Source organism: Nocardia sp. CDC519 (genome assembly GCF_059509835.1).
The window spans coordinates 4,283,453-4,298,880 of the sequence record NZ_CM183377.1 but is presented as its reverse complement, the minus strand read 5'-3'; the positions used below and the strand labels follow the sequence as shown (position 1 = coordinate 4,298,880).

Annotated in this window: 15 protein-coding genes; all 15 read left to right on the top strand. The window is 68.8% G+C overall.

The annotated features are described in order from the left end of the window. Nucleotides 1-14: 14 nt before the first annotated feature. The 15 genes from AC5W7N_RS19270 (at nucleotide 15) to AC5W7N_RS19200 (ending at nucleotide 15,333) form a co-directional block, all read left to right on the top strand. A complete protein-coding gene (locus AC5W7N_RS19270) occupies nucleotides 15-656 on the top strand; it encodes a DUF8175 domain-containg protein (protein ID WP_130915474.1) in 642 nt (213 codons plus the stop codon). 19 nt (nucleotides 657-675) lie between these two features. Beyond that, entirely contained in the window at nucleotides 676-1,485 is an 810-nt protein-coding gene (locus AC5W7N_RS19265) for a DUF8175 domain-containg protein (RefSeq protein ID WP_130915475.1), read from the top strand. Further along, nucleotides 1,467-2,960 carry a hypothetical protein gene (locus AC5W7N_RS19260; protein ID WP_495921943.1) on the top strand — a complete coding sequence of 498 codons (1,494 nt, stop codon included), beginning with the start codon at nucleotides 1,467-1,469 and terminating at the stop codon, nucleotides 2,958-2,960. The genes AC5W7N_RS19265 and AC5W7N_RS19260 overlap by 19 nt, the downstream gene beginning before the upstream one ends. After that, complete coding sequence (locus AC5W7N_RS19255; RefSeq protein ID WP_130915477.1) at nucleotides 2,957-4,429, top strand: SCO6880 family protein; 1,473 nt, start codon at nucleotides 2,957-2,959, stop codon at nucleotides 4,427-4,429. The genes AC5W7N_RS19260 and AC5W7N_RS19255 overlap by 4 nt, the downstream gene beginning before the upstream one ends. Beyond that, nucleotides 4,426-6,180 carry a putative type IV secretion/conjugal transfer ATPase gene (locus AC5W7N_RS19250; protein WP_130915478.1) on the top strand — a complete coding sequence of 585 codons (1,755 nt, stop codon included), beginning with the start codon at nucleotides 4,426-4,428 and terminating at the stop codon, nucleotides 6,178-6,180. The genes AC5W7N_RS19255 and AC5W7N_RS19250 overlap by 4 nt, the downstream gene beginning before the upstream one ends. Beyond that, complete coding sequence (ybiA, locus tag AC5W7N_RS19245) at nucleotides 6,173-7,351, top strand: riboflavin biosynthesis intermediates N-glycosidase (RefSeq protein ID WP_165448774.1); 1,179 nt, start codon at nucleotides 6,173-6,175, stop codon at nucleotides 7,349-7,351. The genes AC5W7N_RS19250 and ybiA overlap by 8 nt, the downstream gene beginning before the upstream one ends. Then, nucleotides 7,348-7,986 carry a hypothetical protein gene (locus AC5W7N_RS19240; protein ID WP_130915480.1) on the top strand — a complete coding sequence of 213 codons (639 nt, stop codon included), beginning with the start codon at nucleotides 7,348-7,350 and terminating at the stop codon, nucleotides 7,984-7,986. Before ybiA ends, AC5W7N_RS19240 begins: the two co-directional genes overlap by 4 nt. 138 nt (nucleotides 7,987-8,124) lie before the next feature. Beyond that, nucleotides 8,125-9,261: a C40 family peptidase gene (locus AC5W7N_RS19235; RefSeq protein WP_232051997.1), complete on the top strand. Its 1,137-nt coding sequence runs from the start codon at nucleotides 8,125-8,127 to the stop codon at nucleotides 9,259-9,261. A 38-nt stretch (nucleotides 9,262-9,299) separates the two neighbouring features. Beyond that, on the top strand, nucleotides 9,300-9,962 hold the full coding sequence (locus AC5W7N_RS19230; RefSeq protein WP_130915481.1) for a hypothetical protein: 663 nt from the start codon (nucleotides 9,300-9,302) through the stop codon (nucleotides 9,960-9,962). Between the two features lie 107 nt (nucleotides 9,963-10,069). Continuing rightward, a complete protein-coding gene (locus AC5W7N_RS19225) occupies nucleotides 10,070-10,498 on the top strand; it encodes a hypothetical protein (protein WP_130915482.1) in 429 nt (142 codons plus the stop codon). Next, nucleotides 10,495-11,475 carry a hypothetical protein gene (locus AC5W7N_RS19220; RefSeq protein WP_130915483.1) on the top strand — a complete coding sequence of 327 codons (981 nt, stop codon included), beginning with the start codon at nucleotides 10,495-10,497 and terminating at the stop codon, nucleotides 11,473-11,475. Before AC5W7N_RS19225 ends, AC5W7N_RS19220 begins: the two co-directional genes overlap by 4 nt. A gap of 55 nt (nucleotides 11,476-11,530) precedes the next feature. Then, nucleotides 11,531-12,436: a hypothetical protein gene (locus AC5W7N_RS19215; protein ID WP_130915484.1), complete on the top strand. Its 906-nt coding sequence runs from the start codon at nucleotides 11,531-11,533 to the stop codon at nucleotides 12,434-12,436. A gap of 46 nt (nucleotides 12,437-12,482) precedes the next feature. Then, nucleotides 12,483-13,400, top strand: coding sequence for a hypothetical protein (locus AC5W7N_RS19210; RefSeq protein ID WP_130915485.1), 918 nt, complete (start codon nucleotides 12,483-12,485; stop codon nucleotides 13,398-13,400). 57 nt (nucleotides 13,401-13,457) lie between these two features. Continuing rightward, nucleotides 13,458-14,402, top strand: coding sequence for a hypothetical protein (locus AC5W7N_RS19205; RefSeq protein WP_130915486.1), 945 nt, complete (start codon nucleotides 13,458-13,460; stop codon nucleotides 14,400-14,402). 136 nt (nucleotides 14,403-14,538) lie between these two features. Beyond that, nucleotides 14,539-15,333: a hypothetical protein gene (locus AC5W7N_RS19200; protein WP_130915487.1), complete on the top strand. Its 795-nt coding sequence runs from the start codon at nucleotides 14,539-14,541 to the stop codon at nucleotides 15,331-15,333. Nucleotides 15,334-15,428 lie beyond the last annotated feature (95 nt).

The following is a 15,428-nucleotide window of genomic DNA, read 5'->3' as shown; positions in this document are numbered from 1 at the left end:
CTAGAGGCGATCTCATGAATGCCATTGCAAGACAACGCATCCACCAGCTGGCCACCACAGTGTCTGTTGCCCTCATTGCCGGTGTGTGCGCCAGCTGCGGTGCGCCCGACACGGGAGGGTCAGCACCGGACGCCACGGTGAGCGCGGTGGCGGTCGCCCCCACGGGCCTGAGATGGACCAGCTATCAGGGGGTCGCCCTGCCGAGCGCCGACCAGGGGCCTGCGCGGACGGACGGACCGGTCGCAGGTGGGTTCGACCGGTCACCGGCGGGTGCGGCGCTGGCCGCGATCCACGCCACCGTCCGGATCTCCGTCGCGCCCGACAGCGACTGGGCGGTGATCGGGCACCAGATGCTCGCCCCCGGCGCCGGTCGCGATGCCTGGGCGCTGGCCCGCGCGCAGATCTCGATCACCGCCCCGGTCACCGACGGCGCGCCGAAGATCCTCGGCTACACCGTCGCCGGCTACAGCCCGGATGTCGCCGAGATCGACATCTACAGCCTGCACCCGGACAACTCGCTCACCCGCAACCACACCCAGCTCACCTGGCACCACGACGACTGGCGCCTCGAGCTACCCGCCACCGCGGGCACCAACCCCGTTGCCGCCGTCGCGGTACCGCCGGCGGACTTGATCGCGTTCACGCCGCCCCGCTGAAGAAGGACACCGAAATTCGATGAAAACCCATCGCTTGCTGATCATTCTGCTCGTCAGCATCGCCGCCGTCGTGGCCGCGGTATTCGTCGTGACGATCACCGGCACCGACCGATCCGACACACCGGACCCTTCACGCGACGGCGCGGAGCGTGGGTCGGCCCTCCAGACGGCGCCGAGCGAACCCTCCGGCGAACAGCAGCGGCCCCCGACCATTGACGCGTTCGGCAACCGCCTCGAAATCCCCGCCGACGAGGCCGGAACTCCGTTGGCGCAGGGCCCCGGTGCGCGACCCGACCCGGCCGGGCCGGACTATCTGCGCACGGCACCTGCTCGGCTGCAATGGCAACGCGGCTGGGGAGGGGCCGCCTTGCCGGTCTCGGCCAGCGATGGCCCCACCCAGATCCGCAACGGCCTGGCATCGGGGTTCGCGCGGACGCCGCAGGGTGCGGCGCTGGCCGCCCACGACGCCCTCGCTAGGGCTCTCGCGGCGCCGGAGGGTATCTGGCAATCCGCGGTCCGCACCCGTTTCTACGGCGGCGGCGAGGCGTTGGTTGCCCGGTTCGCGCTGGCGCGCGCCCGAACCCCGGACGCCGCCCGCTACGTCGTCGTGCCGGATGGGGTGCGGATTCAGCCCGGCTACCGCGATGACCTCGCTGTCGTCGAATTCGCCGTGCGCTCCGACGGCGGTTACGGCGTGTCGGTGTGGCCGATGGTCTGGGTCGACGGCGACTGGCGCGTGCGAGTCCCCGACAACATCGAAACCCTCTGGCAGCGCGGCACATCCACGCCGACTTTGGCTGGGTTCGGAGCATGGCGGACGGTGAAATGACAGTCGTCCCAGCAGCTCTCGAGAGGCTCGTCCAGCCAGCGCGGGAGCAACTACCGCCTCCCTCGGTGCCTGGCCTGTGCGACATCCCGGGTGCCCCGCAGTTGGCGTGCGATGCGTTAGGTGCCACTGTCAAGGGCGCAGCTGGATCGGCCGTCGACGAGCTGGTGGACCAATTGTTCCCCGGCTTCGCAAACCTGCTGCTGATTGTCATGTCGTGGTGGACGACCGTCCCATCGCCGGAACTTGTGGGGCCCGGCGGTGAGCCTGGGTCGGCGTTGAATGAGGTGCGCGCCTATACCGGCGGCTTGCAGGTGATCATGCTGACCACCGGCATCATGTTTGCCGCGGCGCGACTGGCCCTGGCCAAGCGTGGCGGCCTTGCCGGGGAAGCCCAGGAGAGCTTTCTCATGCTGGCACGAGCCGTGTTCGGGGCAATGGCTTTCGCCGCGGTGGTCACGGCCGGTACCCGGTCAGGAGATGCGTTCGCAGTCTGGGTACTCGATGACACCGCGGGCGCCGATCGTGCCGGGACTGTCGCGCGCCTCGTCAGACTCGACGAGCAGACGAACGTGGAGTTCGGGTCCGGGGTACTGCTGCTGATCGGGTTATTGGGTGCGATCAGCATGCTGGTGCAGTTGGTGATGCTGGTGGTGCGGCAGGCGTTGCTGATTCTCGTGGTGGCGGTGCTCCCGATAGCCGCGGCGGCGTCGGGGACGGGGCCGGGTTCGCAGTCGTACAAGAAGTTGCTGGCGTGGACGTTGGCGTTCGTGTTGTGGAAGCCGGTCGGCAGCTTGGTGTATGCGGTCGCGTTCACGGTGATCGGCAACGTCGCCTCGCGTGACCCGCACATGGTGCTGCTCGGGCTGATCTTGCTGGTGATGAGCGTGGTCGTGCTACCGGCGCTGATCCGGTTGGTCGCTCCGGCGGTGTCGACGCTGGGTGGCGGCGGGGGAGCGGCCTCGGTGCTGGCGGGCGGGCTGGCCGGTGTCGCGATGGGCGCCGCGGGCGGTTCGAAGGGCGGCTCTGGTGGTGGCCGCAAGCTCAGCGAGGGCGACAACGCCGCTGGCGGGGGTGGCGGTGGCGGTGCTGGTGGCGGCGGAGGGGGCGGCCCGTCGGGGCCCGCTGCCGGTGGGGGCGGGCGCGCGATGCCCTCCAGTGGTTCCGGCGGCGGGGGCTCGGGCGCGGTCATCAGCGCAGGTCCGACCGGCGAAGCTGCCGGTGCCGGCGCCAGCGGTGCTAGTGGCGGCGGGAACGCGGCGAAGTCGTCGGCGGCGAAGGCCGGTACCGGATCGAGTGGGGGCGAGGCCGCCACGGCCAGCGGGGCCAGCGCGGCGGGCCCGGTCGGGGCGGCGGTGGCGGCGGGGGAGGCGGTGAAGGCCAAGGTGCAGCAGGGGGCTGAGGCGCTGGAATCGGCGGCTGATTCCGGGGGTGCGGGGGTGCCGGGTGCGTTGGGTCCGGGGGAGGTGCGGCGATGACCTCGCGGATGTATGGGCGGTGGGAGAAACCGCGCAGCGCAGGGTTCTTCGGCCTCACCTGGGGCGTGTCCATGCTCGGGCTCGGGTTGGTGATCGCGGTGATGGTGTCGTTCATGGTCACCCGTTCCGTCCAGGTCAGTGGTGCGTTGCTTCTGGTGTCGGCTTTGGTGTTCACCCCGTTGGCGGTGACCGTGGACGGGCGCACTGGGTGGGAGCTGGTGCTGTTGCGTGTGCAGTTCGCGGTGGCGCGGGCGCGGGGTGAGCATGTGTTGCAGCAGGGCCGGTTCTCCCGCATCCCCGGGATCGCGAAATTGCCGGGTTTGTTGGCGGATTCGCGGTTGTCGGAGTATGAGACTCCGGGCGGGCGGCGGTTTGCGTTGATCCATATCCCGCGTACCGATCACTACACGGTGGTGATGCGGGTGATCCCGCGCGGCAAGGAGCTCGTCGACCAGGTCCAAATCGATTCCTGGGTCGAGGAATACGGCCGGTTTCTGGCCACTCAGAGCCGCGGCGGGGAAGTCGTCGCGGTGACCGCGGTCCTGGACAACGTGGTCGAGACCCGCCTCAAACAAACCCGCGAAGTCACGCGCTTGGTGCGCCCGGACGCCCCGGTGTTCGCGAAGCAGGTGATGGCCGAGGCGGGTGCTGATGTTGGTGGGGTGGCGGTGCGGATCGAGGCGCGGATCGCGATCACCTACCGCGCTATCGGCAAGACCCGGTTGCGGCGTGACACCGGCGAGCAGGCCCGTGAGATCGGGCGCCGTCTGCAAGGCGTGCTGTCCCAACTCGCCCGGGCCGGGCTCCCGGCGACTCCGTTGCAGGCGTGGGAGGTCATGGGGTTGGTGCGGTCTCGCTACGACCTGGCTGCCCAACGTGATATCGAGGCCGCCGGCCCTGATCTGCTTTCCACCCAGTCGTGGGACAGTGTGGGGCCGTTGGCGCATCGTGACCGCTGGGACCACTACGTGCACGATGGTGGCCGCTCGATTACCTGGGAGATGAACCTTGCCCCGCAGGGGGCGGTGCCGGAGACGGTGCTGGAGGAGTTGTTGCGGCCGCGTGCGGATGTGCCGCGCAAGCGGGTGGCGATCGTGTACCGGCTGCATTCGGCGGCCGAGGCCACCAGCTTGGTCGATTCCGATTACAAGGATGCCCTGGCGGCGGAGCAAACCCAGCGTGGTGTGGCGACGGCGGGGGCGCGGATCCGGGTCGGTAACACCGAAGCCACCCGTATCGAGCAAGCCCGGGGTGCGGGTCTGACCCGGTTCGGGCTGCTGGTGACCGTCACCGACCACCTCGGCGCCGACATCCCCGGTATCGAAGCCTCGGTCCAGGGTATGAGCGCGGCCTCCCGGCTCGGGGTGCGCCGCTGTTACGGCACCCAAGCCGCCGCCTTCGCCGCCTCCCTCGGCATCGGACTGATCCTGCCCGAACACACCTCCATCTCGAAACGAGTCTCCGCATGAAGACACCATCCACGAAGGAGCGACGTCGTCGCAGGTCGGTGCGCACCGAGCAGGTGGCCGGCGTGCGAGTGCTCACCCCGGCTGCCCGCGCCGCTGTGGAGGCGGAGGCGCAGGGTCCGGGGTGGCGGGGGTGGCGGGCCAGGGCGGCGATGTCGAGCGATGATCATCGACGCGCTACCGCCGCCCGCCGTAGCGGCAGTGGTGGTGTGGGTGTGGATGGCTTCGACCGATCGCCGGCCCTGACCGACCGCGGCTACCGCGGTGTCGGCGGCGGGCGCGCGGCTGTGGTGGCTGCGACTCCGGAGTGGCGCGCCACCACCGTGCAGGTCGCCGGGCTGTGGCCGTTCGCTGTCGGGGCCAGCGCTCCCGTCGTGGGCACACCCCTGGGCACCCACTACATCACCGGCGCCCCCGTGCATTTCGACCCCATGTCCTGGTTCCTGAAAGGGTTCATCACCGCGCCGATCGCTTTCGTATTAGCGCTCAATGGTTTTGGGAAGTCGTCGTTGATTCGGCGGATGGTGACCGGGGCGGTCGCGGCCGGGGAAACGGTGCTGTGCATGGGCGACACCAAACCCGACTACCGCGACCTCGTCATCGCACTCGGCGGGCAGGTCGTCGACGTCGGCTACGGGCACGGCACCCTCAACCCCCTCGACCTCGGCGCCCTCGGCACGGTGGTCGACCGGCTCACCGACCCTGACCAACGCCGCCAGGTCACCGCCCGCGTGGAAGCCGGACAGGTCAACATCGTCGCCGGACTCATCGAACTCGTGCGCGGTGCCCGCGTGGCCGACTACGAAGAAGTACTCCTCGCCGCAGGGCTGCGCGAACTGTATTCGCCGACCGGCGGTTTCGACCACACGCACCCACCGTTGCTGTCGGATCTGCTGACGGTCATCTCCGGCGGCGGGGATCGGCTGCGGGAGTTCGCCGAAGAAGACGACGAATCCTCCTACCGGGCCGCGACCAAAGCGTTGCGCCGGTCGCTGCGGGCGTTGGTGGAGGGCCCGTTCGGGGCGATCTTCAACGGCCACACCAGCACCGGCATCGACATCAACAGCCCCGCCGTCTGCGTCGACGTCTCCCGGATCCCCGAGGGCGACACCAAGCTGCTGGCCGCGGTGTTGATGGTGTGTTGGTCGAACGGGTTCGGCGCGGTCGCGGCCGCCCACACCCTCGCCGACGCCGGCCTGGCACCGAAACGGACGTTCGAGGTCGTGATGGATGAGATCTGGCGGGTGCTCGGCGCCGGGGATTTCATGGTCGACCGTGTCGACGCCCTGACCCGCCTCAACCGCGGGCTGGGGACCGGGTTGATCATGTGCAGCCACACCATCAAAGACCTGTCGGCGTTCGACTCACCCGCCGCCCAAGCAAAAGCGTTGGGATTCTTCGAACGCGCCCGCGCCAAACTCATCGGCCCGGTCGGGCCGGAGGAGATCGAACGCATCCGTGCCGCTGCTGGAGTCACCGAAACCGAGAAACTGCTCGTCACCTCCTGGGCCGCACCCCGGCCACCCAGCGACGACGACCTCGACCCCGGTAGGCGCGAAACGCCACCCGGCACCGGGTGCTTCCTGCTCAAGACCGGCGAAGCCCACGAACCGGGCATCCCCTTCCGCATGGTTTTCACTCCCACCGAACTGCGCAGCGACATCCACAACACCAACCGCCGCTTCACCAACCTGCCCGGCGCACGAGGAGCGCACGTGTATGTCGCCGTGCCCGAGGGGGGACGAGATGGCTGACCTTGTCATCGACGCCTTCGAGGGCCAGTACCGGTTCCTGTCGAACTTCAGCCCAGACCCCGCTATTTACCACGGGGCGTGGTTCCCCAGCGCCGAGCACGCCTTCCAAGCAACCAAGACCACCGACACGGCCTGGGTGCGCCGGATCGCCAGCGCGGCGACGGCCGGCGAAGCCAAGCGGCTCGGCCGCCACGCACCGCTGCGCGAGGACTGGGAACAGATCAAACAGCAGGTCATGGTCGACATCGTGCGGGGCAAATTCAGTCCTGGGAGCGACCCGGCCACACGACTGACGGCCACCGGCGACGCTCTCTTGGTCGAGGGCAACACCTGGGGTGATGACTACTGGGGCAGAAGCCGTCGTCGCGGTGCGAGCACCTTGGTCGGGCGTAATGTGCTCGGCCGCACGCTGATGCGGGTGCGCCACGAGCTGCGCGCAGAACCAGGCACTCGGTGGTATCGCGTGGCCGTCACCGGCCACCGCGAACATGCCTTCGACCCCGACACACGCATCTGGGTGCGTGGCGAGCTGGAACGCCTTGCCGACAAACTCCGCGCCGAACATGGCACCGGCGTCGCCCTCACCGGACTGGCCACTGGAGCCGACACCTGGTGGGCGCAAGCCGCCACGAATGCCGGCCTGAGCGTGTGGGCGTACCAGCCATTTCCTGAACAAGCGGCCCGATGGACACCGGCCCAGCAGGACGAGCACGCGCGACTGCGAGCGCACGCCGACCGGATCGTCGTCGCCGGAGACGAGTTCGCTGTCGCACACTACGACCTACGCAACGCGTTGATGATCGACGATGCCGACGCGATCATCGCCGTGCACGATCCGCGGATTCGGGCCGGCGGCACGGTATCCGCGCTGCGCCGGTACTGCCCTGGCCGCCCGGTCATCAAGGTCAACACCGCAACCCGGGAAACCACCGCAACCCTCGCCTACACCCACACACCGTGGATAAACGCGCACCCAGACGCGGTCCCGCAATACACCAAACCCAGCGTGGGCTCGGTTATCTCCGATGCGGTGTCCCCGGCGGCTGGGCTCGACAGGTTCGGAATCGATGAGGCCGCCGTAGCCGGCGATGACCCGGCGTGGCGGCCGGAATCCGAAGCCGACCCGCCCACGCTGCCGACAGGGGAACCGGAAATGGAGCACGAGCCATGACCGCGGCCGGAGCAAGCGACAGCACGGATCCGTTCTACTTCGCCAACACCGGCGCCTGCTGGGACGAGCAGTTGTTACGTGCGGATTTCGCCCGCGCTCACCGGGTGCGCGAGGCCGCCTACCGCGCCGATAACGACGAGATGGCGGTGATGCTGGCCGATGCTGACCGGCTCGCTGACCGCTGGCGCAGCCGCGACGACGATCTCGCCGCGGTGTGGGAGGGCCTCGACGACGCGGTGCTGGGGTGGCGGCACGCTCCCGCCACCATGGCCCGGCTGCTGAACAACCTCGAACATGACGCCCGACACGGACACGAAAGCCTGCTGCCGGAGGCCGAGATACGCAATCTGTATCAGGCGGGTGAGCTGACTGGACACCGCACCTGGCTCACTCCCGCCACCATGACCCGCGACGCTTCCTACCACGCCCCACGCATCTTTGGACAGCATGTCGGCGCCCCGTCGGCCGACAGCCAGGGCCAAGAACCCGACCCCGCTTCCACGCCGGACGCTGGCATCGAGTCCGCGGTGGCGCACGCCGTAGCCGACGAGACACCGACATGGGTCCCGGAAACCGAGTCCGACCCCGCCTCGTCGGCATCGTCGTCGCCCTTGCACATGGAGTGCGGGCCATGACCGCGCCGGCCGGCGCCGCCGGCGCGGCGCCGTTCGACGGTCTGCTGCCGCTACCGCGCCGAGAAACCAAGCACCACCTCACCGTGTTCGCCCCAAGCGGGCACCGAACTCACATTGCCGCCAACCCGGAACCGTGCCATGAACTCGTCACCGAAAACCGTTGCCGCGACAGCGTTGCTGCTGCCGGTGGTGTTGCTGGTGACCCTGTTGCTGTTGGTGGTGGGTGGCGCGCAGCGGCCGGTGTCGTGTGCGGACCCGGTCACGGGGCATGCGCCGGGGGTGGCGGGCCCGACCGGGCAGACGGTGGCCGGGCTCTCCGAGCGCCAATTGCAGCTGGCCCGCCAAGGTGTGGCGATTGGGTTGCAGCGCGGCATGCCGGAGGCGGTGATCATCGCCGAGCTGGCAGCCCAGATCACCGAATCGTCGCTGCGCAACCTCGCCAACCCGAACGTGCCGGAATCACTGAACTACCCCAACGACGGGATCGGCACCGACCACGACTCGGTCGGCCCGCATCAGCTGCGGTTCAGCCTGCTCGGCCAGCCCGGCATCGCCGTCCTGATGGATCCCGTCTATCAGATCAACTGGTTCTACGACAAAGCCGAAGCACTCGGTGCGGCGGCGGGGGCGTTGACGCCGGCCGAGCTGGCGCAGGAGATCGAACGCTCGGCACCCAATGCCTACGGCCGCCACATCGAGCTGGCCCGCCAGTTGTATGCGATGTTCGCCGACCTCGACCCAGGGTCGATGCCGCGCACCCCACCCGGCGCCCCCGCCTCGGGATGTCCGACCGGCAATACACCGTCCGGGCAGCTGCCGCCGACGAGCGACTTTGGTACGGCGGTGATCGAGGCGGCGTCGCGGTGGATCGGGACCCCGTATGTGTGGGGCGGTGGCGACGTGCACGGCCCGACCGGTGGCGGTTTCGACTGCTCCGGGCTGACGTTGTATGCGATCTACCACGCCTCCCAGGGCCGGATCCGGTTGCCGCACTACACCCAAGCCCAACAAGACCACCCAACCGCCGAAGTGGTGCCGTTCGCGGCCCGCTCGCCCGGCGATCTGATCTTCTTCACCACCCCGGGCGCGGCGGATTCCCATCATGTCGGCATCTACGCCGGTCGCGACGAACAGGGACGCGACCTGCTGCTACACGCCCCCACCAGCGGCCAAACCGTCACCATCGGCTTCTTATCGGATTTCGACGGCGAACGCATGGACGTGCGCCGCTACCCCAAACCCACCCCCGACGGGCGCAGCGACCCACGCGCCTGACAGACACCGCTCAACTGTTTCTCTTGCTGGAGAACCCGATGAACCCACCAATACCTTCCGAGAACGAGGGCCGCGGCGAGGTCACCCCGGAGATGGTCGTGCGCGTGCGCGCGGTCGAGCTGCGCCGCTGCACCACCGCCCGGCAGCTGGACCGCATCGCCGCCCAACACGGTTTCACCGACCCCCGCACCGCCGAGCGGTTCTGGACCGCGCTGCTCGACATCGCCGGCATCGACTACGAAGGCATGCGCCAAGCCGAAGCCCTCAACACCACCACCCACCGGCGGCTCGGGTCGGCCGCCGATCGCGGGCCCCGGATGCTGCTGTATTCGGCCGCCACCACCGAACAGTTCACCATCTGCGCCGGCAACGGCCACATCATCTGGCGCGATCGCCACACACCCGACACCGACACCGACACGGCGCCGGCGGAAGCTGCGGCACGGCACGCGATCTGGCTCGCTGGGCTGGCGCGCACCCACTGGGGCGCCGACGCCGCACGGCTACGCCTCGTACTCGCCGACGCCGGTGGGGTGAACCGGCTCGTACTGCACGCGACAGCGATGACCAGCGCGCTGGTGCTGGAGCTGGCCGTGCAACCGGTCGACCACCCCGCCACCGAACCCGGCACCAGCGCACCGGTGTTCTGGTCGACCGCCGACCTGGCCTCCCTCATCGACCCCACTGGAGAACCCCAATGAAAATCCCCGCACTCCTCATGCCCGCCACCCTCCTAGCCGCCGCACTCACCGGCACCGCCTGCACCACCAGCCCCCCGAATGGACCGGGTGGAACGAGTTGTGCCGCAGTGAAGTTCGATCCACCGTTCGATGCGGTGGAGGCGTGTTCGGCGGAAGCGGTGCTGGTCGCCGCTGTGACGGCGATCTTCGACTACCGGCCGTCCGAGCAACGCGATCAGCGCGCGGCATTCCGCAGTGCCCGCCCGCTGATGACCGGAGAGTTCGCCACCCGGGCCGAACAGGCCGCTCTGGCGTGGGCGCCGATCACCACTAGCGACTGGCAGCACTGGGCCACATACGCCACCCCGATCACCACCACCGTCCGCCTGACCGGCGATGACCACCCTCCCGACATCCCGACCAGCGTCCAGCGGGTGCTGGCCGTCGAACTCCAGCCAGCTGGACAACCCGGGATCGGGTTCGCCGTCTACGGCCACGCCACCCGCACCGATCACGAAAAAGGCTGGCTGCTGGCGGATCTGGGGGTCCGGTCGTGAGCGGCGATCCGGTCGAGGAATCCAGCGTCGCCGTCCGGCAGGGTTTCGTGCAGGCCCTGCAGACCGCGCACACCACCGCCGCGTTGATGCAGCGGCGTGGCGGGGAAACACGCAGCCTCGCCGAACACAACCAGCGCATGAGTAACGACGCCGCCCGCGAAAAGCGCTCACTGACCGAATATCAGATGCGGGTCTTTGATGCCATCGAAAAGGCTTACCAGGGCCGGGAACTGCATTCTGCGAAGGTTGAGGAGGTCCGGGAGCGGATCAAGCGCGGCGGGGAACTGCACAAAAAGGACCTGGAATACAGGAAGGACCAGATCGAGCGAGGCCGCGAGGATCTCGATCGCCGCAACACCGACTCGTTCCTCGAACGCGGCCGCCGCAACGCCGTGCACAACAAACAGATCGCTGGCTACAAGGCCCGTGAAGAACGCGCGGCAGAGCTTCACAAGCTCGATGTCGAGCACAAGAATCTGTTGATCAAAATCCGGCGCCGCGCCGCCGGGTTCAGCGACACCCTCACCTCCGCAGGGCCAGCGGGGGAGGCGATGGCGTCGGCGGCGGCGTTCGCCACCGCCCAAGCTGCCAGCGACCTGTCCGACACCCACCGCGACGCAGCCGCTGCCTTCACCGAACGCTTCGCCGAGGACACCGGCCTCGATCCCGGTGCCCTCATCGACGACACTGCCAGCGACTCGCCGCACTGGGAGCCCAATGCCGCGGGCGCGGAGTTGCTCGACAACCTGACCGGGCTCACCGAGGAGTTGTCGATGGCCGCCCACCTCGACCAGGGCGCAGCCGCCACCAACCCAGTCCCCACCGCGCCGGGGCAGGTCATCGATGCCGTCATCGCTGCTGCTGGCGCCGACCAGGACAGCGTCGACCCCGACCCCGACCCGGTCGCCGATCCCGACCTGGATCTAGCGGCGGAGGCGGCCGCCAGCCCGGTCTCGATGCTAGAGCCGGAACCATGAAACCGGCCGCATCAGCTTTCCTGTCGGCGCACCGCGAACGTGGTGGTGGCCGGTCATGGTGAACACGCCGACCCGGATCCAGGCGCATCTGCTGCGTGCGATCCAAAACATCAGCTACGACAACCACACTCGCCTCGAAGCCGCCCGCCGCGACGGCCACACCACCCCGCCAGCAGCGGTGGCCGACCACGTCGCGATCGGGGAGCGGTCCCGTGAGCAGATCGAACGCACCGCGCTGGCGGTGGGTGTACCGAAGGCGTGGATCGATTACGTCCAAGCCGCCGGCGACCGCGGCGCGGCCTGGGATCCGGGCACGGTGATGCTCGCCCCGAACACGATCGAGCGCTCGACCCTGGTCAGCGCGTTGGCGCGGGACGTGCGGTCCTTGCAGGACATGGCCGCGGTCGCGGCCGCCTACACCCGCACCGTCGACGTCGATACCGACCGCACCGCGCGGCATCGCCGGATCATGGGCATGGCCTGGCAACGCCTCGGCGCCATCGGACACGCACTGGCGTTGTCTGAGGACGAACGCCACCAGCTGTGGCAGCGCGGTTCCCGGTATTGGGCCACCGAAGCCGCCGCCGAGGCCGCCGAAATGACCGTGCCGCAGCTAGAGGCACGCTTCGACCACGTCAGCGGCGCCGACTTCACCGCCGTCGCGATGCCCACCATCGTCCTGCAAGCCGCCGGAATCACCGCCGACGACATCGGCGCCCAGATGCCGGTCTCCCCGGACCGGATGGTCGAACTCGCCGCCACCGCCCTCGACCAGCAGGAGAGGACGGAACCGGCATTGATCACCGACCCCACCCGCGCAACCCAGCCCGGCCACGCCATCACCGCCACCCTCGCCGCCACCGGCCTGACCGGTGACCAGCAGCATCCGGTGCCGGAACCGGACTATCTACCCGAACCCGCAAACACGGCAGTCGATTACGGCGTCGATCCGGCGCCGTGACCATGCCCGACCAAGACCTTGTCCCACACCGAAAGTGAGAGAAACGATGACGAGTCCGACACCTTACGACGGGTTATCGACGTGGAAGCTGCGGCTGCTGGCGCGCATCCAGAAGACCTCGGCCGATCATGCCCGGGTGCTGCGCAGCGGATACCCGGAATATCAGCGCCACCACGGTGCCGGTGACATCCCGATCCAGACCTGGCGCACCCATCTGCGTGCCATCGCTGCCGACCTGGGCGAGATGACGGCGCACGCCGCCGCAGCAGATATCCCGAGCCGGGCCATCGGTGAAGCTCTCGCGGCCGGTGCGCGGGGTGAGTTGTGGGGCGATTCGGTGCATACGCCACCGGCGTTGGGGCACGGGGAGAGCGTGGTCTCGGCGCATATGGTCGACGGTGTCGCCTCCGATATCTGGCAGCTCGAACACATGGCGGTCCTTCGTGTGGAGCACACCGCTCGCGGGCTCGACGCCCGCGTCACCGCACGGGAGATCGGCCGCTTCGACGTCAACATGGAGTCCCTGCGGGCACGGGCGACGGTGACCGCCGACGCCGTCGAGCTGCCCGAGCGCGACCGCGCCGAGATCTGGAACCGCACCCGAGACGGTTGGCAGCGCCTGGCCGAGACCACCGTGCTCATCTACAGCGACACCGAATTGCACGAGCGGTGGCGCACGATGGCCTGGCCCGGCCTGGCCTTCGAAGCCCGCCGTGACCTCGACACGCTCACCGCTACCACCCTCGGTCATCCGCCGCCGACCCGCGAACAGCTGATCATCCACGCCAGCCAAGCGATCGCCGACGCCAACGCCAGCTACGCACCACCACCACCACTGTTCGGCGAAGCCATCGCCGCCTCCGTCGGGGAAGACCTGGCCACCCATTGGGCCGCCGACCCAGGTTTCGTCGGCGAACCCATCGATCCCACACCGCGCTCAGAGCCGCCGGGGCACGAGCTGTAACGCGGCCCTCACCCCATACACGCGAAATCTCGACTACCAGAAAGGGAGTACTTGGCGATGACTGATCCGCTGGCCGGTGTGGACCGGTTACCCGGGTGGCAGCGGCGGCTGCTGCAAGGTGTGCAAGATCTGTCCTGTGAGCATGCGCGGGTACTGAATTACGAGTTCCCGACCTATTTCCCTGGTTCGGAGGCCGGGCACCTGCCGATGCAGATTTGGCGGGGCCAGCTCACCGACGTTCATTCCCAACGCATGCAGGCACGGCTGCGGGCCATCGACGGCGGGATCCCGCGCGCGACCGTGGACGCGGCGGCCGAGGCCGGCGCCTACGGCATGCGCTGGGCCGACAGCCCGCACGCCCCACCATCGTCCGAACATCCAGAACTCGACCACATCATCGATCACTTGACCTTCGACGCCTACCGCCTCGAACAGATGGCAGCCATGCACGCCCGCCGCGCGACGATGCACGGCCCCCTGCGCCCCCACCCGGGCGAGACGGGGCTGCCCGAACAAACCCGGCGCAACATGATCGCCACCGCACACCGGGCAGCGGTGTTCGCCCAGATCGCTGACCTCAGTGAGGTCGAGGCCGCCGCGATCTGGGACCGCGATGAGCCGACGTGGGATCGCTTGATCGGCTCCTTGATGGAGCACGTCGACGATTTCGCCTTCGTCGAAGGATGGCGCGCCGCGTCCTGGGGACACATCGAAGCCACCCTGACCGCCGACATTCACACGTTGACCGACATGTACGGGCTGACGACCCCGCCACAATTGTGGCCGCCCGATCCCGACACGCTCCGCGCCCGCGCCAGCGCCGCCGTCGCCCGCTACCACGACCGGACCGCGACCGGGACTGCGGTCGAGCACGGTAGCGCATCCGACGCGGCAACGGTCATCGACGCGGATTCGGGGACCGAGACGGATTCCGGGATCGCGGCAGAGTTCGACGCCGGGGCGCCGCCGGAGCAGCAGATCGACCCCGACCTGGGGTGGTGAAGACCAGATGTCGGAACCCTGGCAGTCGGTCGAGGATTGGCACGGGCAGCTCCTGCGGAACATCCATATCCTGTCGGCGCAGCACACGCGGCTCATCACTACATCCGTGCGGCCGGTCGGTGATCAGGAACCAGATGTGGAGCAGCAGAGGGCACACACCGATGCTGTGAATGCGGTGGAAGGATTGCTCGAGCAGACCGAGCAGACAGCGTTGTCGGCGGGAGTCCCGGCATGGTGGATCGCGGACATGCGTGAACTCGGCGCCCGCGGTGCCCGGCCCGCACCGGCACCGGAGCCTGGCTCGCAGACGCCGGTGAGCGTGGTGCCAGTTCGTGACGCGGTGAGCCAACAGTTCTACGTCGAGATGCTGAGTGTGGATCTGTGGCATCTGGAGCGGATGGCCAGCTTGGCTGCCGCCCGCGCAGACCGCATCGCCACCGGCCGATGGAGTATCACCACTGATCCGGACGCCGAAGGCCGGTTCGCCGAGGCGATGACCCGTCGCTGGGAACGGGCAAACGTCCTGGCCCGCGTCGCCGAGCTCACCGACAGCGAGGCCGAATCTTTGTGGGGCGCGGGCGCAGACGGCGTACGCCGCTTCCACGCCAGCACACTGAACACCTCGACCGAAGCCACCCTGGCCCAATCCTGGGGCGACTACGCCCACAGCACACCGGACCTGGCGATCCCACCCTACGTCCTCGCCGACCACGATGCGGGCGGGCAGGCGAGCACTCCGACCGCACCGACACCGCAGGAGATGATCGCCGCAGCATCGGCAGCGCTGCGATCGACCTTCATCGACAACGCCATCACCGCCGCCACGCACGACCATGCCGCGATCGCACCCGAAGCGGGCGCCGAGAACTGGGACACCAGCACCGACGTCGATCCAGATCCGGTCAACCACGACAGCGGGCCCGGACCGTGAGCTCATCGCATCGTGAAGCGAAAGATTCTCTGCACCAATAGTTGCCATTCTGTTGTCGGCGCGTCGGTCACGGGTACTGACCGGATCCGCCGAAC